Source organism: Maribacter hydrothermalis, from assembly GCF_001913155.1.
In the GTDB taxonomy this organism is placed as follows: Bacteria; Bacteroidota; Bacteroidia; order Flavobacteriales; family Flavobacteriaceae; genus Maribacter; species Maribacter hydrothermalis.
In genome coordinates this window covers 1,155,113-1,180,329 of the sequence record NZ_CP018760.1, presented here as the reverse complement: position 1 = coordinate 1,180,329, position 25,217 = coordinate 1,155,113, and the positions used below count along the sequence as shown (strand labels likewise).

Below are 25,217 nucleotides of genomic sequence, written 5' to 3'. Positions count from 1 at the left end.
AGCTATGTTTTATATACATCTTAAGTTTGATTCTCAGTAAATTGTTGATATAACTAGAAAGAACAGAAGAGAGAATTAAGGTTACTATATACGGTGAAGCTTTAGACTTCGACAACATTGATAATCCTCTCTCTTTTACTACTTAGATCACGTTCAGTTCTGTGAGACTTTAGATCTCGTTTTCAAGTTGTTGTGAGCAGAAGTAGCTGGTTCTTTCATAAAACATTTCTTATGAATAAATATAAAGAAACTTTTGGAGTTGACATCAGTAAAGATGTCTTTGATGTACATGGTAGTGAAACAGGTCACGACCAGTTTAAGAACAATGTAATGGGATTCAAGAAATACCTTAAGGAATTGCCCAAAGGTTCATTGGTCGTTATGGAAGCTACCGGTTACTATCATTATAGGCTTGCACAGTTTCTTTACAAAAATGGAGTACTGGTATCCGTTGTAAATCCTTTATCGATAAAGCGATTTATACAAATGAAACTTGCCAAGGTAAAAACGGACAAGAGCGATGCCAAGGCTATATGTGAATATGCCCTTATCAACGAGGTTCCTGTTTACAATGCCTTGACGGATACCCAGAGCGAATGTTTACAGTTGTTCCGGTTATTGGATACTTATTTAAAACAACGTACCGCAACCAAGAACAAGATACATGGGGAAGCTGTTTTGGGGATACCGTCAAAGTTTGTTTATCGTTCCTTGATACGTAACAAGAAGCAGCTGAACAAAGAGGTAGCAGCTATCGAGTCAAAGATACTATCATTGGTAAAGGAGGACCAACAGGAGCAATTGACCTTGTTAACGTCAATACCAGGAATAGGACAAAAGACTGCATTGTTCTTAATTGTTGTCATTGACGGTTTCAGAAAGTTCGAAACAGCAGCACAGCTTTGTAGTTATGTAGGTATAACCCCAACGATACGGGAGTCTGGGAGCAGTGTAAGAGGTCGAGCGCGAATAAGTAAGGTCGGCAATAGAAAGCTTCGTAATCTATTGTTTCTATGTTCTTTCAATGCCTGTAAACACAACAAGGCATGCAGAGATGTGTATGAGCGAATCGTGAACAAGGGTAAGAGCAAGAAATTGGCACTGATAGCCGTTGCCAACAAACTATTAAAGCAGTCTTTTGCTATCGCAAAATCTGGCAGACCATATGATGAAACTTACGTTTCTGTATTGCCTAGATAAATAGCAGAAAAATGAAATAAAAAAAGCTCAAGAATCTGTTTTTTGAATCTATGAGCCTAGAATAATATTGTCTCAGATTAAGGAAGAATTTGTTTGTTTTTTACCTCAGTTCTTTGTTAGGCAATGTTATTATCGTACTTATTCTTAATGTAATCAGCTTGGTCATCTAATTCAGGAAACAAAGTACTATAATTAATTCCCAAAATTTCTAACTCTTTCAATATATCATCTTTAGATTTTGAAGGAATTATAACTTTTTGATTCATTGGTTTTAAAACCCAATCTTCTTTAATACTTGCAGATTTTGACTTTTCCTTTTCTACTCCAAAAACTAAAAATGCACCGTTCTGTTTAATAATTCTTGGATTATCTAATTTGACTTGAACTGCTATAACTTTTTCTAAATGTCTCGGATTTATTATATCTTGAAAATGAGGTTTTTCCTCTTTAATCGAATGCAATAAATATCCGAAATATTCCTTATTTACATATTTTACGTGTAAAGGATTATCATAGTCGAAATTTTCATCATACTCGAACGCAAAGTTCATATCTTGTTTCGCTAAATTTGATAAAACGCTAATTTTATCACTATCATAATAACAAATTTCTTCATTTGGAATATTTAATATAACAACCTCTCCGTCTTTTTCTTTCCTTGAATAGCAAGCAAAAAACAGAGCGGTCAAGGCATTTCGAGATAAATCCAATATTCGAGTTGGAACTCCGTAATGTTGCATTTTAACAAGTATTTCAATTGCACTTTTACAATCTTTAAAATCTTGCGGACAATTTAATATTGCCTCTCTAAAAATTTTATGCTCTGACAAGTAAAATCTTTCTGGACGGTAAAGGGTAGGTTTTAAATCATACTTTTTATTTGAATGTCCGCGAAAAAACAAAGTCTTATCTTCTTCGCTATTGATTTTAACTAATGCGTCTGTAAATTCCGATAGCTTTGTTATCTCCATTCTGTTTTTTTAATTTTGCCTAACGTTTGTGTGTATGATTTCGTTGCGTGTTTAAGCACTAAATTTAGCAAATAAATCACAGATAGAAAGTCCGCGAGGACTTTCGTAAGTAGGCTATAACCAGCAATGAATTATACACGGTGTGCCTGTTGCACAAGATATAAAAAATATCGAGCTCTGATCCTTGCCGATCGGACATTTGATCGTAACTTGTTGTATGCAGGGAAAAAAGGAGTACCAGGAGAAGCTTTTCGCTAGTTTCCAACTTAGTGAACGTATACCGAAGAACAATTTTTACAGGCGTTTGGGATCCGCCCTTGATCTTGGTTTCCTCTATAAGTTGACTCGGCCCTATTATGGGGAGAGCGGTCAAAAGAGCATAGACCCCGTGGTGTTCTTCAAGCTTTGTCTGGTGGGTTATCTGGAGAACCTTATCAGCGACCGTAAACTGATTGCGCATTGTTCGATGCGCTTGGACATTCTTTATTTCATAGGCTATGACATTGATGAGGAACTTCCATGGCACAGTACCATAAGCCGTACACGCCAACTGTTTCCAGAGTCCGTTTTCGAGGAAGTGTTCACGAATATTTTACAGTTGTGTATAGAAAAGGGAATGGTAAGTGGTCATACCCAAGCGATAGATTCGGCACCGGTAAAGGCGAACGCGAGTATGGATACCTTGGAACTGAAAGTGCCCGAGGAAGAACTAAAGGAGCACTTGGTGCGGATACGGGCGATCAGCGCCATGGACAGGGAAGTGCCACACCGTAAGTCCAAGGATAATAAAGCGGATAAGGGCGATCGTAGTATTACCGCAAGTGGAAAGGAGCTGAATGCGATAAAGAGCCGTAACAAGAAGTGGGCGAAGGATCAGGATCAAAGACCCGGTGCAGGTAATAAAGGTGCGAAGTACACCAGTAACAAAACACATTATAGCCCAACGGACCCCGATGCCAGGATAAGTGTGAAACCCGGCAAGGCCAGAAAGCTGAACTATCTTTCTCAACTTAGTGTTGACACGGCGCATCATGTTATAACCGACATCAGGGCGTACCATGCAGATGGAAAGGATAACCAGCAATTACAGGATATCGTACAACGCTTGCAAAGAAGATTATGGCAACAAGGTCTGGTATTTGAAAACTGCGTGGCCGATACGGGGTATAGTAGCGGGGAGAACTATGCATTTCTGGAAAACCAAGGGCTAAAAAGTTTCATTCCACCGCATGGCACCTATAAAGGTGGTCCCGATGGGTTTACGTACATCAGGGAACACGACAATTATCTATGCCCACAGGGCAAGGTGATCCCTTTCAAAAAAGTGTTCCTTGACAGCCGGACCAAGACCAAAAAGAAGGCGTACCGCGCGTCGAGCAAGATCTGCAAGGGCTGCTCGATCATGGAAAGCTGCCTTGGAAAGGTCAACGAGAAACAGTTCTCGGTCACGTATTATCGGGCGGAATACGAACGGAACATCGCAAGGGTCGAGAGCCCACAGGGCAGGTATATGAAGGGTAAACGACAAAGCACCGTAGAACCCGTTTTCGGTACCCTCACCCAGTTCATGGGCATGCGCAAGATAAATACGATAGGTCTGGAACAGGCCAACAAGGTGATGCACCTCTCCGCAATCGCCTATAACCTTAAGAAGTACCTGAAATTTGAACTGAAACGTTCAAATAGTGGGCTAGCAAAGCTTGCTTTTAAGGTCTTTATAAAAAGTACTGTCCAAGATATGTTTTCAGTATTCCTAAGGCATCAAAAAGTGACATTCTAATACTGAACCGGTAATAATAAAACCTCTTAAAGAGGCTTTATTATGTTGATTTTATTCAGAATTTAAGCTTGTGCAACGGTTACCGTTGTTAGCAAAAGTATTTTTTTTATACCCAGATTACGTTTCGCAAGACTAATTGCGTTCAGCTTTTAAAATTCTTTTTTCCATTACGATTCCATAATATTCGTAAAATCTTTTGCACGTTTGGCTCGTTTAGTTTTTCCATTCTGACTGCGCAAACTTTGCGTTTTACTTTTCAATTCCAACAGCGCAACGTTTATAAATTCCGATTGCGTTTTGAACTTAAATCACAGATTTTCCTTAAAAAAATTTCTTTTAGCCAGCTCGATTCCAGTTCAGATTTTGACGTCTTAGAATATTTTTGCTAACAATAGTATATATAACATTAATGTTATATATATCTTTTATAAATTTCTAAGAGTCAAGAGGATTTTTTATTTTTTTGAAAGTTGTTGTGGCAACATGTGTATAAATTTCAGTTGTCTTGCTAGAACTATGACCCAATAAAACCTGAATTTGTCTTAAATCTACACCTGCTTCTAATAGATGGGTAGCAAAACTATGTCTTAACATATGTGGAGTTACAGGAATTATAATACCTGATTTTATAGCTGCATTAAGTACAACTTTTCCAATACTTTGACCTGAATATTGCTTGCCATATAAACCTTCAACAAGGTATTTTTCTGGTTTATATTGTTTATAATATTCTCGTAAATCTTTCAATAAAGAATGTGATAGCAAAGTATAACGGTCTTTATTACCTTTTGCAGATTCAATCCGTATCAACATCCTTTTACTATCTATATCACTGATTTTTAAATTTACCAATTCATTTCTTCTTATTCCAGAGGAATATAGAAGACTAATAATACATTTGTGTTTTAAGTTATTAGTGTTGGCAATGATGCTGAGAACATCATCTTTGGAAAGAACTTTGGGTAATTTCTTTTGTTTTCTAGGTCTTTCTATTTCATAAAACCTATTGGGCATACCTAGAACCGATTCATAATAAAATTTTATACTATTGATAGCGGTATTGATATAGGCATTGGATTTGTCCTCTTGAATTAGTTTTAAAATATAACCTCTAACATCACTTTCATTAATAGATATTAAATCTTTAGTGTTGTAGTAATTTATGAATGTTTCAAAAGAATTTACATATGTTTTTACTGTGTTATTGGCATATTTCCTTAATTCTAACTTATCTAAATAACTTAAAGGACAAACGCGATACGTTGCTGGAAGCTCCCTTTTTCTAAACCAGGTAATATCGATTGTCTCGTTATGTTCTTTGGCTACGTTTCTGTCAAAAAATTGGTTACAATTAACCCAAACAACACCATTGAATATTTTGAATATTTCATTAAGATTTTGTTTGGTGTTCAAAATGTAAGCCATGTTAAAGCTATTACTCCATTTAACATCTGGTAACTGCTTAACAAGCGCATGAATAATTTTATCTGTGTTGAATTGTAAACCTATGTAACGTTTTTCCTTAATTAGAAGATGCTTTAATGTAACGCTTCTGCCTTTTTCCATGGCTTTTTCTAGCAATCTAATTGATTCAATTGATTTAATCGTACCTTATACGAATAGGATACGTATAATATACTTTTAAATTTAGTTTTATGAGAATATATAAGGAATGTTGTCATTGTAGTAAAGAATTAAGAGGTAGGACGGATAAGAAATTTTGCGACCCTCAATGTAAAAGTGCTTACCAATACCAAATTGAAAAGTATAATCCTGAGCGCTTTTATAACAAAGTAGATAATCAACTGAAATTGAACCGTAAGTTACTTAAGGAATATAATAAAGGAGGCAAGGTTACAATTAGAAGTAATGTATTGTTAGAATTAGGATTTAACCCAAACTTCATTACACATTATTGGAAAAATCAAAATGGACAAGTTTATTTTTTTATTTATGAGTATGGCTTTTTAACTAAAAAAGAAAATGGAAAGGATAAATATGTTCTAATCTTATGGCAAGATTATATGGCTAAGAATTCAAAATTTACAAACTGAACTGTTAGGTTTTTGGTTGTTTAAAAAATAACTATTTATAAATTATATTTCCTGAAAGAATATCATAATATGCAGATCTCCCGTGAATATCCCTATTCATATTTTTGACTATATAATAACGAGCTTTAAAAAAAGCCTTTAAGTCATCAATATCTTTTTTAGTAGCAGGTTTGTTTGCATTTGGAGTAATAATGTTTTTTGCTATTTCTGCAATAGCAGCTCCTGCGGCAGCATTTCCAATTCCCGCTAAAGACATTTTTTCTTGTAAACTTGGGTTTTCTGCTAAAACAGGTTTCTCATCGATAGAGTTTAAAGCTGGCACCTTCAATCCTTTAATCAGTTGTTTGTTTTTCCAGTTCAAACTTCGGCAAGAGTTGCTACAAAACTTTTGTGCTCCTCTTCTTTTAGGGACGTAGTCATCACCACAATACTTACAGATTTCAGTTTTAATCATAATTATACGTAAATTAAACGTTTAATTTACGTATAATTTATTTATGTGTTTCTAAATCAATATTAAAAATCCGCTTTAATAAAATTGTTTCTGCTTCTGTATCTGAAATAATAGGGGGTTTTTTAATATTCCTCTTCCGTTCTTTCTTATTAATAGAAGTGGGTAAGTTTTCCTGCCTATCTTCTTGTAAATTTGAAGCTTCAGGTATAATCTTTTGTTTGTTCTCAGTATTAAATAGTTTGGTGATTTGAGGTAAAGATGACTCTAATGATTTTCCAATATTAAAATTACCCTTCGGCAAAGATTGCATATCGGGATAAAACTGTTTTAGAATAGTTTCAAAATGTGACTTGTGGAAATTATATTGCAGTTTAAATAAACCTAGAATACTTTCCTCTTGTGGTAGTACTTGGGTTATATTTACATTTAGCCAATTTGTAATAAAATATATGCACTCAACCTGTTCATAATATAATTCTAGTATATAATTAAATTCCTGTTCATTGGAATTTGCTTTTGCATTTAATAATTGACGTATACTTTTTTTTAGTGTGTTACTTTTAAGTATTATCTGGTTATTATTTCTACCTAATTCGTAAAGTGTTGGTCCCTTATAATAATCTATAATTATTATCTTATCACGAAATTTTTCAAATTCTATTTCTTTATGGTTTTCTAAAAATTCGTTTGTTATTTCATTGTCAGGGATATAAAATAATAGTTCTTCCCACAGCCTTGAAATCAGGTTCTTGTACAATATTTCCAAAGGCATATTATTCATGTACATTTTTTAACATTGTTGAGTAATCTTCAGGTAGTTCTGCATCTATATCCCTTAAATATTTTTCTAAGGCGGTCATGGAAGAATGGCCTGTGATCAACATCAGTTTACTTTTAGCCTCAAAAGGGGAAGAGTCTTTCATCAGGGCTCTATAAACTTTTGTAATGTAAGTGTGTCTAAAGCTATAAAGACCATAGTCTATTCCTAATTTGAAATGTTCCTTAACAATTTTTCTAAAGCGTTTACTAAAATAGTCCCGCCTGTTTTCTACCAAGGTATTCCATGTTCCACCTACTTTGTTAGGTGTGAATAAAACAGCTTCTTTATCCAATTTTGTGAGGTCTGGCAAATCGTTCCATAATAACTCTGGTATTATTTTGGTTTTTAATGGGCTGTTCTTTGCTTTAAATTGTATGCGTCTATTTGTTATATCAATATCTTTCACTTTAAGTCGGCAGACTTCAATTGGGCGTAAAAAATTATAAGAGATAAATTTTATATAGAGTAATAGAATTGAGTCTTTAACTTCTAAATATTCAAAAATATCTTCTTGTATTTGTTGGGAATATGTTTTATTACGTTCTGGTGTAGATTTTAATTTAGGTATTTTCTTTACGAAATTTTGTTCTATGATTTCATTATCGACAAGTACTTATATAATACTACTGAGGTCGGTTTTGTAATTATTTCTTGTTCGTGCGCTATTTCTGTCCAAAACATCATTTAAGAATTCTACGACAAGTTTCTTATTTAGTTGAGATATGAACTTAATTTCAGGATGATTAATTGAAAGCCAACCTAAAAAATTCTTTATTTTACTTTCATAATCTCTTTTAGTACTAGAGCTAACCAATTTTTCTTTAAGCTTGATTCCAAAATTAAATCCCTCTTGAACCGTCATTTTTGGTTTCTCCGATATGGGTTTGGATTTCGGTAAATGCTTATCTGGTAAATTTAAATTATTGGCTACAGTGTTTTTAGATGTTAAACACTGGTGTAGCTCTAGATTATCGGAATATGGATTATAACCTTTATTAAGTAGTCTCAATAAAACTTTTCTATATATGACCAATACGGACATTCTATCTTCCTTGTTCTTATATTTATTTGCACCTCCGTAGAAAGGAGTCTGCCGCTTCAATTTTCCACTTTTAGGGTCACGAAAAGAAAAATAGACATACCAGCGTTGTTTTAAATCGCCGTTCGCAGAATATATTTTTGGGATGGAGAAGTTTCTCTTTACAGACAAATCGTATGCGCTTTCGTATTCATTTTCGTATTCAAAGGTAACTAATTCCTTAAAATTAGGCATAAAAAAACAGTTTAGCGAAAACTAAACCGTTGTTTTTAAATACTTTAAACTTAGTAGCGGGGACTGGACTCGAACCAGCGACCTTCGGGTTATGAGCCCGACGAGCTACCTACTGCTCTACCCCGCGATATGGGTTTTTATCTCACTTGTCTTTCGACTTCAGGTCATTTAGCTGACGAGATAAAGGTGCGCTACTATTTGTAGCGGGCTGCAAATATACAATACATTTTAGCTAAACTCCAAACTTATTTAAAGAATATTTTTCGAAAGCTTTATCTATTAAAAAACATTAAATCCATAACTTCGGATTTTTGCAATATTATGGATACAATAAATGATTTTATAGCTAGTGCACTACCTTTTACGGAGTGGCCAATGTTTCTTTTGCTAATAGGGGGCGGACTCTTTCTTGTTTTCTATTCTAAATTTTTGCCATATCGTTTTTTTGGACATGCTATTGCTATTACCGCTGGTAAATACGATAATAAAGATTCAAAAGGTGATGTAAGTTCATTTCAAGCTTTATCTGCCGCAGTGGCGGCCACAGTAGGTTTAGGGAATATATCGGGTGTGGCAATTGCCATACATGATGGTGGTCCGGGTGTAGTTTTTTGGATATGGATGACCGCATTAATTGGTATGTGTATTAAATTTTACTCATGTAGTTTGGCAATTATGTATCGAGGAACAGATTCTGATGGTAATTTGCAAGGTGGTCCCATGTATTATATCACCAAAGGTTTAGGTGAAAAAGCTAGACCCTTGGCCATATTTTTTGCTGCTTGTGGTTTGTTCGGGTTTTTAGGAGTTTTTACCGCCAATCAGTTTACCGAGACATTTATGAGTGTAGTAAAGCCATCATCGACCTTATTTGAAATGAGTGATGAAAATTGGAAATGGACCATAGGTATTATCTTAGCAATTATAACTTCTTTGGTAATTTTTGGAGGTTTAAAGAATATTGCAAAAGTGGCATCTGCCATTGTTCCTTTTATGGTAGCTGTTTATCTCATAGCGGTTATAGTGGTAATGGCACTCAATTCGGAACTAATTCTTCCATCCTTAAAAATGATAATTACAGAGGCTTGGAATTTTAAGTCTTTAGCCACTGGCGGATTTTGGGGTCTGGTTATAATAGGTGTTCGTAGAGCTATGTTTTCTAATGAAGCAGGTTTGGGTAGTGCGCCAATGTACCATGGACAATCTAAAAATGATGAGCCTATTCGCGAGGGTCTTGTTGCCATGTTAGGTCCGTTTATTGATACTATTCTAGTATGTACATTTACTGCAATAGTAATTATTTTAAGCGGAGCATATTTAGAAGATTCTAGCGGTATTGTTATGACTTTATCGGCATTTGAAACCACGCTATTTGGTTGGGGAGATATTCTATTAATGGTTATTGTAACAGCTTTTGCATTATCTACTTTATTTACATATTCGTATTACGGAGTAAAATCGCTGTCATTTTTAACCAATGCCAAAATTGGGAAGTACTATAACTGGTATTTTGTAATTATGATTGTATTTGCTGCAGTGGCGTCATTAGAGTTGGTTAAAAACTTAATTGATTTGTCTTATGCCCTTATGGTAATACCGAATATGATTGCCGTACTTTTATTGGCTCCAAAGGTTAATGAGAGGGCAAAGGTATATTTTGCGTCATTAAAAAAATCTTGATTTATCTGAATTTCAAATTTTATTTGGCAACCCTTATTTTTATTAAAATATAAAGGTATTTTTTATATACTCCATTAGTATTATCCTAAGCCCAAATTTTAAATAGTCGGGCTCATTTTTAAATCTATACTTAAGATTTTTCTATTTAGATTAAACTCACTCTTATCTAAATATTCGATGTCATTAATTTAATTGATGACATTTTGTGTTTAATGCGATGTAGTAATAGATATATAAAATTGGGAAGAATTATGCACTTTTTTTCGGGGGAAATTACTAAAGTGCAAATAAAAGGTCGGGTTAACCGGCCTTTTAAATTTAAAAAGGTGCTAAAATAATTAAGTAGTACGCAAGCTTTTAACCAGAATAACAACAATTAACAATAGTAATAGAGCTACTGAAATCCAAATCCACCAAGTTGTATTGTTTTGCATTTTAATTGGTGCAGAATCACCCATTAAAACAAGTCCGGCCCAGTATTCAGGAGCAAGGGTGCGCCCATCGGTATTCTTAATGTAGTTTAATTTTGCTAAACGAAGCGCCTCATCTTTAGGTTTCCCAATTCTAATATTCTCGTAAAAAGATTCAATAATTTCTGCACTAGAGCGCTCGTCAATTTTCCAGAGACTTGTTAAAATACTTTCGCTGCCGGCGTAATTAAAAGCATGTGCCAAAGAAATCATTCCTTCACCCGCTTGGTATGTGGGTTTACCAGTTTCGCAGGCTGTTAAGATCGCTAGATTGGAATTTAAACTTGTATTATAAATTTCATAAGTATATAAAGAACCATCCTCAATTGAATTAGTTGAAATATCCTTGGCAAAAATTAATCGAGAAAGTTCTGGGCTAATATTGTTAGATTCGGCATGGGTTCCAATATGAATTATTTTGTGCTCATTAGCATTATTTTTAAAAATTTGCTCCGTAGAATTTTCGTTTATAAAATAATTTCCATCAAAAATAGCTCCAAAAGACTTTGTTAATCCCACATTAAAAGGTTGTTGTAAAAGCTTTAGGTAGGTTTGATCTATTTTTGTGGTATCTGTAATAGCTATTTTGTAATTATCCTTCATTTCATCATTAAATTCAGGAGCAAAACCAACATAACTATTCTCATAAATTTTAGAATTTGTGGTTGTATCTAACAAGTATAAACTATAGTTGTAACTAATGTTATATTGTGATAAAAGACTAGTAGTAGCAAGATTTTTGTACGATTCTATTTTCGCACTGGTAAGGATGTCAAAACTTAAATTATATAAACTTCCATCGGGGACAATAATAACATTTTTGGTATGTATATCTTTAGTAAAGGGTTGCCATAATTTTTTATAAAGCATATTTATAATAGCACCTGTTTTTTTTATGTCCGATTGATTTTCTCCTAGAGATACTATATAATTTTCAACATCTGAATAATCTAAAGGAACTAATTTCTCTTTATGCTTTGTTACTAAATACGCGTATAATTGGTCTTCAATAAACAAATATCTAACCACGGTAGTATTGCTAGGAATGCTATTTTTGATATTGTTCAGAGACTGACCGATGGTTGCGTAACGCATTTTGTAATACCTAGGAAAAGTTGTTTTAAGAGAGTCTAAAAAAGTTGCCCATGTTTCACTAGTTTCAAAAAAAATATTAAGATTATCGGTATCTGTGAGTGAGTTTTCTAATTTATTTTTTAATGTCTTTTCCTTAGCGGTAACTTCTTTTGGGACATTATTAAAATCGAAGTTATGCCTTAAATTTAATCTCGAGCGAATTTTATAGTACATACCAGATTCTTGTAAGGATAACATAGTTCTTAAATGTTTTTCATCCGATGTAAGTTCATATAACTGAAGTTGTATTTTTTTTGAAAAATCGATTACCTGATTATATTCTAAAATAATGGCATTTACATCGTTATTGTTAAAAACAGTAGATTTTTGTTTTTCTAATAGTTGAGTTAGTTGATTAAGTTTTGCAGCTATTTGTTCTAATTTTAGCGAGCTTAGAACACTTTCATTTTTGTAAGCAGCCTTTAATTTTAATAGCGTAACAGGGGGTTTTTTAAATTCTAGTTGAAGTGAATCTAAAGTTGTGTTGACATTGGTAATATGATTATTTATATACGAAATACCGTCTGTAGCCCATTTTTCTGCTTCGTTATAATTACCAAGTGTATAGTACACCTGACCTACATTTATAATTTGTTTTAAAATAGATAAATTGGAACTTCCTCCGTATTTGTGCACATAATTATACCCTTTTTTAGCGTTTAAAATAGCTTCTTCAGTGCTATTTTCGTTCGCTAAAAACTGAGAATAAGTAATTAGAAAGTCTAAATGCTCCTGCGTATATTCCGTAGGTTTTTCATTGGCAAAGAGTTTTTCGCATGCTAAAAACGTATCCCGTGCGGTATTAATATTACCTTTTTTAAGATAATTTTGAGCTTTAACATTTAAAACATTCGCTTTTAAGACCAAATAATCACCAGATGATTTATCTATTTCCTCAATAATTTTATTGCAAGTATTAATACTTTTGTCGTACTCTTTTAAATTCAATTCTGCAATAGCTATATTTAATATGGTATTAGCAATGCGAATGTCCGTAGGCTCATAAGCTTCTTTCTTTTTTTTATACGCTAGTTTTTCAATTTCATATGCTTGGACTAAGTTTCCTAAATCGGAATAAGTTGCACCTAAATTGCTAAGTGCAATTGATTGTATGCGTTTTGATCGCTCTTTTGTTGTTTGATCATTGGTATTTATAATAACATTATCTAGGGAATTAATTATTTCTTTTTGAATAGAAATAGATGTGGATACATTTCCTTTAGATTCTTCTAATAAGGCAATATTTGTTTTGGTTACTGAAATTAAATAAAGCTTATAGTATTTATCAGAGTTTCCTTTATCTATAGTTTTAATCGCTTTTTCGTAATAGATTTGTGCACTGTCTAGTTTATTAAAGTGCCACATAAGTGTTGCAGTTGAGTTGTATGCGTCTGCTAGGGCTTCTGGTTTAGTAGTTTTAGAAGATTCATATTCTTTTGTAGCCTGTACATATAATTGTTTTGATTCGGAGAAATTGTTTAAACTATAAGCGCTATAACCCATGTTGGATCGCATTAAGGCAATTTCTTCTGGCTTTATGTTTTTTACTTCAAGCGCATATTTTAATGCTGTTTTAGAGGCATTGTATGCTTCACTGTTAAGCCCAAGAGCATCATAAAAATCTGATACGTTTTTGTACGATTTATAAAGGGTAGTATTGTTGGTAGAACTCGCTACAATTCTATTTACAAAATTTGTGGCCTTTTGTGTGCCTTCATTTGTATTGGTTTTAAGTTGGGCTATTTTGCCTACGTAGTATGGGTAAGCATATAAAGAATCTATTAAGTTTTGACTAGTATAGGAATAGAGCTGTTCATTTAGAATAGAGTCAGCTTGTTTTAATTTATCTTCGAGCAAATATTTATCAATAAGTGCAACTCCCTTAAGGGTATCTTTTTGAGCGTAAACTGGAATTGCAAACAATAATAGAAGGCCACCCCAAAAAATGAGTCTCGCTTTTTTTAAAATGTACCCCATAAATCGGTTTTAATTACGTAGTTCAGAAATTATTTTTTCACTTTTGGGGGAATTATTTTGTTTAAAATTTAAAATTGCTTCGTTTATTTTGTTAGCCTTAAGATTAGCTAGTCCTAAATAATAATAGGCCTCATTTAAAAATATACTTTCTTTGTTTTCAATTACTTTAGTAAAATATGGAATGGCTTTTATTTCATTTTTATTTGCTAATTGGGCGGAACCTAAAAAGTAGTTTAGCGTATCATTTTCTTGTTTATTCTTCAACAAAACCTCCCATTTTTTAATGGCCAAATCATATTTTGAATTTTTATAATCTACCATAGCGTCTTCAAAATTATATTTGTCTGTGGCACTCATGGTCGTGGCTAAACCTCTATCTGGTTCAAAATACTGATTAAACAATTTTTCATTTTGCGGTGTTCTATTAAAAAACCAAAATCCGCCAACTAAAATTAAAATAGAGGCAGCTATAGATAGCGTTCTAAAGTTGAATTTAAAAATGGACTCATCTTGTTCGTTTAATGTATTGCGCTTGGAAAGGTTTTTATGAAATTCGTCTAACTTGTTTTTTTTGGCTGCTCTTTTTACTCCTGAAATAAGAATTTTAGTTTCTTCAACTTGCTGTTGTAGAATAGCGTTTTTCTCCATTTCTATTTTAAATGACGCTAGTTCATTAGCATCCATAGCATTCTTGAGATACCTTTCTATGGTTTCTAAGATCTCCTGAGATATGTTATTTTTTTCTTCCAATTCGGGGTTTAATTTGATTTGAGTACCAAAGCACGTAGCTTTTCCAAACAACGGTATTTTTTATTACGAGTTGATGCTTCTGTAAGTTTTAATTTTGCAGCTATTTCTTTAAGCGGTTTGTTGTCATAGTAAAACACCGTTAATAGTTGTTGACATTCTTTACCAATAGCTTTAAATTGAACTACAACTTTGTTAATTTTTGAATCTTGTTCAAGCTCATTTTCTTCAAATTCTGTATCTGGTTCACTTTTTAATTTATGGTCATATTTATCCAGTTTATGTGTCTTTTTAAAATAGGTAGACTTTAATTGGTCTAACCATTTGTTTTTGGCTATTGTGTAAATATATCCGTTTAATGCAGTACTATTTTTTGGGCTAAATTTATTGTCTTGTACATTTTCCCAAACGGCAATAAATGCCTCTTGGTAAATGTCTTTTGCCTCTGCTAATGTGCCACTATTTTGTAAAATGTATTTTTCTGTTTTGTAGTAGTTATCTTGGTATAGCTTTTTAAGCAATAACTCATTGTTATTATGAATTGCTTTAATCAACTCTTCCTGCTCACTATAGTTTTTGGTAAGTGTATCTTTCTTATGCATAGCCGTTTATAGACTAAAGAAAGATACACTTTTTATGTTAAATTAGTTACAAGTAATTTCTTATTCTAAGGTTACTGTTAAATAACCAATTCCATTTAAAGCCCCTCTAATTGCAACAATTTCTGCATAATCAGGATGACAAAGATTTAAAGCCCCTGGGATAAAAGGAAGTTCAAATTCTGCAGTATTGTTTATTAGAGTTCCATCAGCAGTTGTGCCTTCTGCACTGCTATTGGGGTATTGTGTGGAGTTATTGTTCCAATTCCAATTTAAAATACCATAACGGGTGAAAACGGTGCTACCATCATCAAGTACTCTACTAGCAAGTACTATTTCGTTGGTACTTAAACTATAGCTTTTGGCTCCAGGAATCTTTGGGACAAAAAACGAGTTTATAAGAAGGTTTCTAACACTATTTGGATTATCACCACAAGGCTCATCGATAAATTTTTTAAGATAGAAAGTGTCTTCTATAATATAATATTTCTTTTTAGGGTCGTTACTAATTGTTAAGTTAGTCTGTGCAGAGCCGTTTAAAGTAAATTCATCACTACTTCCCTTTGGTCTGGAATATAAGGTGGCCATAAATTTTTCTTCGCCGGTGGAAGTTGCCGTATTGGTGCTGGTATATATAATACCATCCAAATCTAGAATAGCGGCCTCTTTGACCTCGGATTCAAAACTGCCGAAGGCACCATTGGTCTTCCATTCAATTTTATAATCAAGGGAATCATTAGGAATCTGTGTTTTAAAATCATCAAAAATAATTCTGAGATTCACTGAAGTGTCTCCGCTCATGATACCGCTACCTGGGGTAATTGTAAAAGCTCCTTGGCCACCTATAAGTTCCAAATCGGGATTGTTTATGGTTTCTTCTTCTACTTCTTCAGTTTCTTCCTCGCCTTTTTCTTCTCCCTGTTCTATTTGCTCCTCTTTTATTGGCGTTTCATCTTTGGTGCACCCTATGTTTAAAATAACCAAGAGTGCAATAAATAATAAAGGTGTTTTCATGTTTTTAGGTTTTAATTGATACTAAAAATTTTTCGTTGGAATCTAATTTTTATTAGCGGTTGTTTTTTTTATTTACTCTAAGGTCACGGTTAGTTGACTTGTTGCTTGTGTTGCGGCTAGTCTGCTTACGGTAGCATCATACGATTCATTACATATATTTATAGCTCCACCGTATATATAAAGTTCAAAATCGCCTTTAAGAGTAATTAGGTCGCCATTTTCATCAGTTGTGTCCACACCATCATTTGGGTATTGGGTAGAATTATTATTCCAACTCCAACTACGACCACCATATTCGTAACCATCACCATCTTTTACACTTGCAACCGTTAAAGAATAATTAGTTGCATTCTCTATTTTATTTACAAAAAAGGAGTTGTTCAATAAATTTCTAATACCAGGTGCTGTTACGATAGGATTAGTAGAAATTATACATTCTTCATCGGAATGTTTTTCAATGTAAAAGATATCATCTAAAATAAAATATTTCTTGTTGGGCTCATTTATAATAGATAAGCTGGTAAGCGCAGAGCCGTTTAGAGTAAATGCTTCAGTACTTCCCTTTGGTCTGGAATATAAGGTGGCCATAAATTTTTCTTCGCCTGTGGTAGTTGCCGTATTGGTGCTGGTATATATAATACCATCCAAATCTAAAATAGCGGCCTCTTTGACCTCGGTTTCAAAACTACCGAAGGCGCCATTGGTCTTCCATTCAATTCTATAATCTATGGAGTCATTGGGAATTTGTGTTTTAAAATCATCAAAAATAATTCTGAGATTTACAGAAGTTTCTTCGCTCATTATTCCGCTACCAGGTGTAATGGTAAAAGCACCTTGGCCACCGATAAGTTCTAGGTCGGGGTTGTCAATGGTTTCCTCCTCAATGCTTGGTTCGGTTTTAAAAGCAAATTTAACTTGTGTAGTGCCTCCTTTACCGTCTTCTGCAATAATATGCCCTTCATGATTTGTATCAGGGTTCAAATTCGTAAAGTTGTATGCTAGGGCCGAGCCACCGATTGAAACACGTTGACTATTTAGATAAATTGAATAGGTTACTGTATCGTTATCATTATCGACAGATTGCGTCCATCCAATGTTAGCGCCGTCCATTCGAGTTTCTAAAATTGTTACCGAAAAAGGACCAGGATTAGTGTTTTCTGGTGAATCAGTTGTTTCATCTTTTGAACAATTTGCAAGCAAAAAAGAGAATACTATTAAGAAATAAAAAGGTTTGAAATTTTTCATGATTATTTAGTTTTAAAAGTTGTGGGATTTTAATTATTGATTGTCATTTTTGTCCACAATTCAGTATTTACAGCCTTGTCCATATTTGGGTCGTACAATACATTATTTGAGGAGATGTACTCATTTGAGGAATTCATCCAATATTCTTTACTGCCGGCATCAACTTGGTATGTTTGCCCATTTGTAGGGTTAGCTATATTCTCCCGTTCTAAATGAGCATCCATCCATTTTTTGTGATTATTATCTACCATAGCGCTATGTGCTTTGCCACGTTCAATAATAGCCTGCCCTTCTGCTCTTAATTGCATCATTCTATCTTCATGAATCCTATTCATTCTGGCTGAGGTTTGGGCGTCTTCCATATAACAGGTTTGCAGCCACTGTGGGTTAAATTTTGTATTTGCTAAGGTGTATAAGTAGTTGGTTTTTGCAGATTCGAAATGAGCTTTGGGTGCCTCTATTCCACTAACTCTATAGCCCCAATAACAGGCTTCTTGGGTATAGCTTATGTATTGTCTAATAACTACTAACGACATGGTACCATTAGTATGTTCCCATTCTGCAGCCATTACTTCAAATGTTTTTTGCATGGGTACGGGTTTAAAAACAAATTGCTCGTAATTTTCATCGTACGCTTTTTGGTTAGGTAAGGCGTATTGTTTAATAAGCTTAAAACCATCTTTCTCGAACAAAGGTGTAAAGTCCTCTTTTATTAGTTGATTGATGTTTTTTAAGGGTTTTACTTGTTCCCCTTGATTTAAAATCATTTGGTTGAATCCTGGTAATTGAGAAAAAACAAAGTTGTTTGAACGTTCTCCATATACTTTAATATTGTTTGGTGCTATTGCAACCACCCCATCAGTATCAACTTGATCTTTTATTTTCCAATTGTCTGGTAACGGTAGGTAGGCCATAGCCATATTTCTTTGTTCGTCGCGTAATTCATGAAATATAATTTCAGGTTTATTTGGTTTTATTGACTTTACAGCATTTGTAACGGTTACATTTTTTTTGAGTGTGTAGGTTTGTCCATTTATCTCAATTGTTTCTTGGGCAAGGTCTTTACTTTGTTTATCCAAATCTCCACATGAGAAATAAATAATACATAGTATGTAACTTAAAAAAGAATAAAAACAAGTTCTCATTGGTATAGGATTAAAAGATTTATACCAATACATAGAATATGAAAAGAAATGTCATCAATACCTGTCGCTTAAATGCTACCTTTGTAGTATGGAACAAGTACATAAGGCAGGCTTCGTAAATATTATTGGTAACCCTAATGTTGGTAAATCAACGTTAATGAATGCCTTTGTGGGTGAAAAATTATCCATTATTACATCTAAAGCGCAAACAACAAGACATCGTATTTTGGGTATTGTAAACGGTGATGATTTTCAGATGATTTTGTCGGATACCCCAGGTATTATTAAGCCAGCATACGAGCTTCAGAGTAGTATGATGGATTTTGTAAAATCAGCCTTTGAAGATGCAGATGTACTGCTTTATATGGTGGAAATAGGGGAGAAGGCTTTAAAAGATGAAGCATTCTTTGAGAAAATTAAGAATAGTAAAATTCCGGTTCTTTTATTACTGAATAAAGTAGATACGGCAACACAAGAATTATTAGAAGAACAAGTTCAGTACTGGCAAGAAATGTTGCCAAACGTAGAATTGCATCCTATTTCTGCACTTTCTAATTTTAATATTAAAGGGGTTTTTGAGCGTATAATAGAATTAATGCCAAATTCCCCAGCGTATTATCCAAAAGATCAATTAACGGATAAGCCAGAGCGTTTTTTCGTTAACGAAACAATAAGGGAAAAAATCTTATTAAACTACAAAAAGGAAATTCCGTATGCAGTTGAAATAGAAACGGAGGAGTTTTTTGAAGATGAAGATATTATACGTATGCGAGCAGTGATAATGGTAGAACGAGATTCTCAAAAAGGCATTATTATTGGCCATAAAGGTGCAGCATTAAAACGTGTTGGTATTGAAGCTCGTAAAGACTTAGAAAAGTTTTTTGGTAAACAAGTTCATATAGAATTATATGTAAAAGTGAACAAAAACTGGCGAAGCGATTCTAGACAGTTAAAACGTTTTGGATATAATAAATAACACAATTCTCCATTTTTTCATATACCTAAGGTAATCAGGCAACTATTGTTTGGATTATACTACCTTTGCGCCAAATTTAAGCTATGAGTGCTATTGTTGCCATTGTGGGGAGACCCAATGTAGGTAAATCTACTTTTTTTAACCGATTGATTCAGAGACGTGAAGCTATTGTTGATGCTGTAAGTGGAGTTACACGTGATCGCCATTACGGAAAAAGTGATTGGAACGGTAAAGAATTCTCTATTATAGATACAGGCGGGTATGTTGTAGGTAGTGATGATGTTTTCGAAAAGGAAATAGATAAACAGGTAGAACTAGCTATTGCAGAAGCCGATGCTATAATTTTTATGGTAGATGTTGAAACCGGTGTAACCGGTATGGACGAGGATGTTGCTAAATTACTACGTAAAGTAAAAAAACCTGTCTTCCTGGCAATTAATAAGGTTGATAATGCTAAGCGTGCAGAAGATGCTGTTGAATTTTATTCGTTAGGTTTAGGAGAATATTATACACTTTCAAGTATTAATGGAGGAGGTACAGGAGATTTATTAGATGCTCTTGTAAAAGAGTTGCCAGATGTTGTTGAGGAAAAAAGCGAATTACCAAGATTTGCTGTTGTTGGTAGACCAAATGCAGGAAAATCTTCTTTTATAAATGCACTTATTGGAGAGGAAAGATATATTGTTACTGACATTGCGGGAACAACTAGAGATAGTATTGATACGAAGTATAATAGATTCGGATTTGAATTTAATCTGGTAGATACAGCTGGTATACGTCGTAAGTCGAAAGTAAAGGAAGATTTAGAATTTTACTCCGTTATGCGTTCTGTAAGAGCTATTGAGCATTGCGATGTTTGTATCTTACTATTAGATGCAACAAGAGGATTCGATGGTCAAGTTGAAAACATTTTTTGGCTAGCCCAGCGTAATCATAAGGGTATTGTTATTCTTGTGAATAAGTGGGATTTGGTAGAGGATAAAGAAACTAATACCATAAAGCACTATACGCAGAAAATTAAAAAAGCAATTGAACCATTTACAGATGTGCCAATTTTGTTTATTTCAGTATTAACTAAGCAACGTATTTTTAAAGCAATAGAAACTGCTGTTGAGGTTTATAATAATAGAAACAAGAAAATTATTACTCGTAAGTTTAATGAAACTATGTTGCCGATAATAGAAAATTATCCGCCACCTGCTTACAAGGGTAAATTTGTTAAGATTAAATTCTGTACGCAGTTACCAACTCCGTACCCACAGTTTGCATTCTTCTGTAACTTGCCACAGTATGTACGCGAGCCGTACAAGCGTTATTTAGAGAATAAAATACGTGAAGAATACGATTTTTCGGGAGTACCAATTACGGTATTTATGAGAAAGAAGTAATTTTTTTTTGTATTTTTCTGTAGTTGAATTCAAAATTTGATGCAGAAAAATACAATTATATATTTATTATTTGTTTTTACATTTTGGGGCTTCTCTCAAGAAGAAAAAGAGCACCTAACTATTGTTGATGGCTCTAATCAGCTCCTAGAAAATATACACCTCCATTTAAATAAGACTTCATTTGCTTCGGGTGAGCATGTGTGGTTTACGGCCTATATTCAAAATCAAAAAAACACTACTACCTTCCGATATTACCGAAAATCTTCATGTCGGTATTTATGATGATTTTGGAAAGGAAATGTATCGAAAATTATTAAGGGTCAATAACGGAATCGCTTATGGTGATTTTGAAATTGACAATGCCTTTGAAAAAGGGTCATATCATATAATTGCTTGGACCAATTATTTAAGAAATTTTGAAAAGTTAGAGCCTTTTCAACAGCAAATCGAAATTCTTGGCAATGCAACTGACAATGAACTTAAAGTTACGACCAAAACTGAATTGAACGTTTACCCAGAAAGCGGAACTTTAATAAGCGGAGCATTTAATTATATAGGAATTCACTTAAAAAATAATTTTGGTGATCATAAACCGATTATTAAATTATTAAATGATAATGGAGAGGTTTTGGTTTCAAGTATTAGTATTAGCAATGAAGGTTTCGGTAAAGTTGGATTTTTTATAAATGAAAAGCAGTCTTATTTTTTTGAAATTCAGGATTCTAAGGGAAACCTATTTACCGTTCCCTTTGATGAGTCTTTTGGTAAAATAGGACTTAGTATTGATAACTCAGGTAAAAAACAGTTTTTGGCCAAACTGTTATTGTCACATGAAACGCTCTTTGAGAATAGTAATGAAAACTATTCTTTAGCAATTGTTCAAGAAGATACTGTTTTTATACGCGATTGGATTGTAAAAAAGAATCAACTAGCAGTGTCTATAAATAGGGAGTCTATTCCCTATGGTGTTAATAAAGCTATCTTATTTGATGAACTACAAAAACCAATAGCATATAGAATGTTTTTCAATCATTCAGATAAGAGTAATAGGGTTGCTAAAATAAATGTAAGGCATCGGTTAAATACTTCACGAGATTCATTGGGATTGACTTTTTCTACTGTAGGGCCGCAAGCTTTAGAATATAATATGAGTGTTTCTGTTTTACCATTAGGAACCAAAGCATATAATCCTCAAAATTTTTTAACCAGTTCTTTTTTGGTTAAACCTTATGTAAACGGTCAGTTAACTTACAAATATGAGTTTTCTGATTTTAATGGATTTCAGAATTATGACCTCGATATAAAATTAATGATTGAAGGTTGGGGCAAGTATAACTGGGAGGAAAGTTTAATAAATAATGATACCATTCAATTTGAATCAGAAAAAGGTATATCGGTTAAAGGTAGAATACTAGATGCCGATTTAACTGAAGAAAATCAAGTGCTGTTGATTACCGACGTATCGAAAGCCATTAATTATGAGCAATTGCGAAGTGATAAGACATTTGAAACGCATATGGCTTTGTATGAGGATGATTCGTTAGCGGTAACGTTAATAGGAAACAATGGTGTTTTGCGTAAGTCCAATTTAGAAATAAATATTGATTCTACGTGGAAAGAAAATAAAATTGATATTTTAAAATATCTGGATAAATCAAAACAAACTGTCAATTTTTTAAATGCATATAGTGAAGATGATGCTTTAAGTTTTAAGCGGAAAGATAGTTTTATTGCCTTAGATGAAGCCGCTGTTAAAGCTCATAAATGGAAAGATAATGGACTGAAAATAAATTCAGCTGAATTTGAAGGTGTAAAAATTGGTGATTATGAGGTGAAAAGATATCCAAGTGTTTCAAGCTATCTTCGAAAATTAGGATTTTTAATTGGGAATGATATGAGCACTGGTAAAATGGTCGTTAAGTCTAAATCGGTAGATATGTTTGGTTCACCAATTGTAGTATTATTATTTGTTGATGGGTTTGGAAGAGGAGAGGACATAGCATTGAATATGCCACTAAGTAGAGTTCAGAATATTTTGCATGACTCGGGTAAAAAAATCTTTATAACCATTATGTTAAGAGATGATGCGTATGTTCCTCCAGAAAACAGAAATAAATATATCAGACATTTTATTCGTAATGGATATGCAAAACCTAACGAATATTTTAATCCTGGTTATGAAGATTGCGAGTCTGTAGTGTTTAAAAAGTATGGTGCTTTGTATTGGGAATCAAGTGTTGTATTTTCTAAAAAAGAATCTACCATTATTAAAGTGCCTATAAAAAATCAAGAGGGTGTAAAAGTTTTTGTAGAAGGGGTCAGTGAAGATGGTACTCTTATTTCAATGGAAAAGGAAATTAATTTAAAATTAAAGGTCGATAATTAGAATTTACAGGAATTGTTTAATTATTTTTTTGGAGATTTAACCAGCAACCAACACTTGTACTGAGCGCAGCCGAAGTAACCAACTTACCATCCTCCAGAAGCACCGCCGCCGCCGAATCCGCCGCCGCCAAAGCCTCCTCCAAATCCGCCACCGCCGAAGCTTCCGCCTCCGCTACTTCCACCGAATCCGCCAGAGCCATTAGAGCGGCCCATATTGCTTAGGATTATCATGTCCCACGGACTTAAACCACCGCGTTTACCACCATTTCCATTATTATTGCCGTTGTTTTTGCGACTCCAAAGAATAAAAAGGATAACCATAAAAATTATAAAAGGTAACATTGATGAAAAAGGGAAACCTTCATTAGAGTCAAAAGTACGATCCTCTTGAAACTCACCATTTAGTACTTGGAAAATTACATCTGCTCCTTTGTCTAAGCCACCGTAAAAATTACCTGTTCTAAACTCGGGTAAAATAATGTTTTCAATAATTCTTTTAGAAAGTGCATCAGTTAATGCGCCTTCAACGCCATAACCTGTACTAATAGCAATTTTGCGGTCGTCTTGTGCTAGGATAATTAGAATGCCATTATCTTTTCCTTCTTGACCAATACCCCATTTTTGTCCCCAGTTTGCACCCAAATAATTAATATCTTCTCCTTTTGTTGTAGCGATAATGGTAATTACTATTTGGGTAGAAGTACTGTCGGAATAGCGTACTAATTTTTGGCTTAAAGCCTTTTTTTGTTGGTCTCCAAGTAAGTCAATGTAGTCGTATACACTGGTTTGCAACGCAGGTTTTTCGGGAATTTCAAACTGACTCCATACTGGCTTGCACCAAAGAAAAAGTATAACAAGGCTAACCTTTAGATATCTCATTGCTTAGTTCGTTGGTGTCATCAGATTGCCAAGGAAAATGAGTTCTTAATTCTTCTCCAGCTTTTATTATTCCAGCTACAAGTCCGTCTTTAAACGCTCCTTTTTCAAAATGTGTTTGGATGCTATTTTTAGTAGTTTGCCAAAAGTCTTTGGGTACAACATGGTCTATTCCTTTATCGCCACAAATAACAAATTTTTTGTCGTTTACGGCTACATAGATCAATACACCATTTTCTTGTTTGGTGTTATCCATTTTTAATAAATGGAATACCTCTTTTGCACGTTCGTAATGTTCTTTACGCGTGTGAGCTTCAATATGCACCCTAATTTCGCCAGAAGTATTTTTTTCTGCTTCAAGAATAGCTTGTACTATCTCTTGCTCTTCCGATGCTGTTAAAAAGTCTTCTACTTTTGACATAAATAATTAATCGAAATCAAAGTTCACATCTGGTGCATTCTCAGAGCCTGCATCAGCCTTATAATATGCCAATTCATTAAAATTAAAGATACCTGCTAAAATGGAATTAGGGAATTTTTTAATGTGTAGGTTATAAGGTTCTACCGTTGCGTTGAATCTGTCTCTAGCAACGTTGATTCTATTCTCTGTGCCTTCTAATTGCGATTGTAGTTCAAGAAAGTTCTGATTCGCTTTTAAATCAGGATAGCGTTCCACAGTTACCAATAATCTACTTAATGCGCTGCTAAGACCGCTTTGTGCTTGGTTAAACTGAGCTAATTGTTCTGGAGTAATATTAGCTGGGTCTATACTAACCGAAGTTGCTTTTGCTCTTGCTTCGATAACATCGGTTAACGTTCCTCTTTCAAAATCGGCAGCACCTTGTACGGTTTTTACTAAGTTCCCAATAAGGTCATTTCTACGTTGGTAGGCACTTTCTACGTTGGCCCAAGTTTTGGTAGAAGTTTCCTTTAGTGCTACGGCAGTGTTGTTGAAGCCTACGCCCCATTGGTATAAGCCAAATGCTATTACAGCAATGACGATTAATGCAATTAGTCCTTTTTTCATAA

At 33.8% G+C, this 25,217-nt stretch carries 22 protein-coding genes and 1 tRNA gene; 7 read left to right on the top strand and 16 right to left on the bottom strand.

Going from position 1 to position 25,217, the window contains the following annotated elements; genetic code table 11:
* Nucleotides 1-231: 231 nt before the first annotated feature.
* Nucleotides 232-1,200, top strand: coding sequence for a transposase (locus BTR34_RS05085; protein WP_074472109.1), 969 nt, complete (start codon nucleotides 232-234; stop codon nucleotides 1,198-1,200).
* A 116-nt stretch (nucleotides 1,201-1,316) separates the two neighbouring features.
* On the opposite strand, the gene BTR34_RS05080 is transcribed toward BTR34_RS05085, so the two are convergent.
* Nucleotides 1,317-2,171: an FRG domain-containing protein gene (locus BTR34_RS05080; RefSeq protein ID WP_068485821.1), complete on the bottom strand. Its 855-nt coding sequence runs from the start codon at nucleotides 2,169-2,171 to the stop codon at nucleotides 1,317-1,319.
* A gap of 217 nt (nucleotides 2,172-2,388) precedes the next feature.
* On the opposite strand from BTR34_RS05080, the gene BTR34_RS05075 reads away from it, so the two are divergent.
* Entirely contained in the window at nucleotides 2,389-3,951 is a 1,563-nt protein-coding gene (locus BTR34_RS05075) for an IS1182 family transposase (RefSeq protein ID WP_068485162.1), read from the top strand.
* Nucleotides 3,952-4,386: 435 nt separating this feature from the next.
* On the opposite strand, the gene xerA is transcribed toward BTR34_RS05075, so the two are convergent.
* The gene (gene xerA / locus BTR34_RS05070; protein WP_068485132.1) at nucleotides 4,387-5,517 is read right to left on the bottom strand and encodes a site-specific tyrosine recombinase/integron integrase; all 1,131 of its coding nucleotides are present in this window, start codon (nucleotides 5,515-5,517) and stop codon (nucleotides 4,387-4,389) included.
* Nucleotides 5,518-5,606: 89 nt separating this feature from the next.
* Between xerA and BTR34_RS05065 the strand changes: the two genes are divergently transcribed.
* Nucleotides 5,607-6,005 carry a hypothetical protein gene (locus BTR34_RS05065; protein WP_068485131.1) on the top strand — a complete coding sequence of 133 codons (399 nt, stop codon included), beginning with the start codon at nucleotides 5,607-5,609 and terminating at the stop codon, nucleotides 6,003-6,005.
* Nucleotides 6,006-6,036: 31 nt separating this feature from the next.
* Here BTR34_RS05065 and BTR34_RS05060 read toward each other — a convergent pair whose 3' ends face one another.
* From BTR34_RS05060 to BTR34_RS05045, 5 genes are all read right to left on the bottom strand, one after another.
* Nucleotides 6,037-6,459, bottom strand: coding sequence for a hypothetical protein (locus BTR34_RS05060; protein WP_157483866.1), 423 nt, complete (start codon nucleotides 6,457-6,459; stop codon nucleotides 6,037-6,039).
* Nucleotides 6,460-6,496: 37 nt separating this feature from the next.
* Complete coding sequence (locus tag BTR34_RS05055) at nucleotides 6,497-7,240, bottom strand: hypothetical protein (protein ID WP_068485129.1); 744 nt, start codon at nucleotides 7,238-7,240, stop codon at nucleotides 6,497-6,499.
* Nucleotides 7,233-7,685, bottom strand: coding sequence for a site-specific integrase (locus BTR34_RS19080; RefSeq protein WP_235843222.1), 453 nt, complete (start codon nucleotides 7,683-7,685; stop codon nucleotides 7,233-7,235). The genes BTR34_RS05055 and BTR34_RS19080 overlap by 8 nt, the downstream gene beginning before the upstream one ends.
* A gap of 207 nt (nucleotides 7,686-7,892) precedes the next feature.
* Nucleotides 7,893-8,552, bottom strand: a complete 660-nt coding sequence (locus BTR34_RS19075) for a site-specific integrase (RefSeq protein WP_235843220.1) — start codon at nucleotides 8,550-8,552, stop codon at nucleotides 7,893-7,895.
* Nucleotides 8,553-8,606: 54 nt separating this feature from the next.
* Nucleotides 8,607-8,679, bottom strand: a tRNA-Met gene (locus tag BTR34_RS05045).
* Nucleotides 8,680-8,873: 194 nt separating this feature from the next.
* Here BTR34_RS05045 and BTR34_RS05040 point away from each other — a divergent pair.
* Nucleotides 8,874-10,232, top strand: coding sequence for an alanine/glycine:cation symporter family protein (locus BTR34_RS05040; RefSeq protein ID WP_068485128.1), 1,359 nt, complete (start codon nucleotides 8,874-8,876; stop codon nucleotides 10,230-10,232).
* A 338-nt stretch (nucleotides 10,233-10,570) separates the two neighbouring features.
* Here BTR34_RS05040 and BTR34_RS05035 read toward each other — a convergent pair whose 3' ends face one another.
* From BTR34_RS05035 to BTR34_RS05010, 6 genes are all read right to left on the bottom strand, one after another.
* Complete coding sequence (locus BTR34_RS05035) at nucleotides 10,571-13,813, bottom strand: CHAT domain-containing protein (RefSeq protein ID WP_068485127.1); 3,243 nt, start codon at nucleotides 13,811-13,813, stop codon at nucleotides 10,571-10,573.
* Between the two features lie 9 nt (nucleotides 13,814-13,822).
* Nucleotides 13,823-14,563: a tetratricopeptide repeat protein gene (locus BTR34_RS05030; RefSeq protein ID WP_157483864.1), complete on the bottom strand. Its 741-nt coding sequence runs from the start codon at nucleotides 14,561-14,563 to the stop codon at nucleotides 13,823-13,825.
* An 8-nt stretch (nucleotides 14,564-14,571) separates the two neighbouring features.
* Complete coding sequence (locus tag BTR34_RS05025; protein WP_068485125.1) at nucleotides 14,572-15,162, bottom strand: RNA polymerase sigma factor; 591 nt, start codon at nucleotides 15,160-15,162, stop codon at nucleotides 14,572-14,574.
* A 60-nt stretch (nucleotides 15,163-15,222) separates the two neighbouring features.
* Nucleotides 15,223-16,173 (bottom strand): hypothetical protein, encoded by a 951-nt coding sequence (locus BTR34_RS05020; RefSeq protein ID WP_074472108.1) that lies wholly within the window; start codon nucleotides 16,171-16,173, stop codon nucleotides 15,223-15,225.
* Between the two features lie 72 nt (nucleotides 16,174-16,245).
* Nucleotides 16,246-17,418 carry a fibronectin type III domain-containing protein gene (locus BTR34_RS05015; RefSeq protein WP_074472107.1) on the bottom strand — a complete coding sequence of 391 codons (1,173 nt, stop codon included), beginning with the start codon at nucleotides 17,416-17,418 and terminating at the stop codon, nucleotides 16,246-16,248.
* Nucleotides 17,419-17,447: 29 nt separating this feature from the next.
* Nucleotides 17,448-18,563 (bottom strand): hypothetical protein, encoded by a 1,116-nt coding sequence (locus tag BTR34_RS05010; RefSeq protein ID WP_157483822.1) that lies wholly within the window; start codon nucleotides 18,561-18,563, stop codon nucleotides 17,448-17,450.
* 88 nt (nucleotides 18,564-18,651) lie between these two features.
* Here BTR34_RS05010 and era point away from each other — a divergent pair, with 88 nt between their 5' ends.
* The 3 genes from era to BTR34_RS04995 all read left to right on the top strand — a co-directional run bounded on the left by era (nucleotide 18,652) and on the right by BTR34_RS04995 (nucleotide 23,313).
* Nucleotides 18,652-19,539 (top strand): GTPase Era, encoded by an 888-nt coding sequence (gene era, locus BTR34_RS05005; RefSeq protein WP_068484417.1) that lies wholly within the window; start codon nucleotides 18,652-18,654, stop codon nucleotides 19,537-19,539.
* A gap of 83 nt (nucleotides 19,540-19,622) precedes the next feature.
* Nucleotides 19,623-20,927, top strand: coding sequence for a ribosome biogenesis GTPase Der (gene der / locus BTR34_RS05000; protein WP_068484419.1), 1,305 nt, complete (start codon nucleotides 19,623-19,625; stop codon nucleotides 20,925-20,927).
* Nucleotides 20,928-21,123: 196 nt separating this feature from the next.
* Nucleotides 21,124-23,313 carry a hypothetical protein gene (locus BTR34_RS04995; RefSeq protein WP_068484421.1) on the top strand — a complete coding sequence of 730 codons (2,190 nt, stop codon included), beginning with the start codon at nucleotides 21,124-21,126 and terminating at the stop codon, nucleotides 23,311-23,313.
* Between the two features lie 83 nt (nucleotides 23,314-23,396).
* On the opposite strand, the gene BTR34_RS04990 is transcribed toward BTR34_RS04995, so the two are convergent.
* The 3 genes from BTR34_RS04990 to BTR34_RS04980 are packed head-to-tail and all read right to left on the bottom strand — an operon-like array spanning nucleotide 23,397 to nucleotide 25,215.
* Nucleotides 23,397-24,191, bottom strand: coding sequence for a TPM domain-containing protein (locus BTR34_RS04990; RefSeq protein WP_068484423.1), 795 nt, complete (start codon nucleotides 24,189-24,191; stop codon nucleotides 23,397-23,399).
* Nucleotides 24,172-24,609: a TPM domain-containing protein gene (locus BTR34_RS04985; RefSeq protein WP_068484425.1), complete on the bottom strand. Its 438-nt coding sequence runs from the start codon at nucleotides 24,607-24,609 to the stop codon at nucleotides 24,172-24,174. Before BTR34_RS04985 ends, BTR34_RS04990 begins: the two co-directional genes overlap by 20 nt.
* Before the next feature lie 6 nt (nucleotides 24,610-24,615).
* Nucleotides 24,616-25,215 (bottom strand): LemA family protein, encoded by a 600-nt coding sequence (locus BTR34_RS04980; RefSeq protein ID WP_068484427.1) that lies wholly within the window; start codon nucleotides 25,213-25,215, stop codon nucleotides 24,616-24,618.
* Between the last annotated feature and the right edge of the window lie 2 nt (nucleotides 25,216-25,217).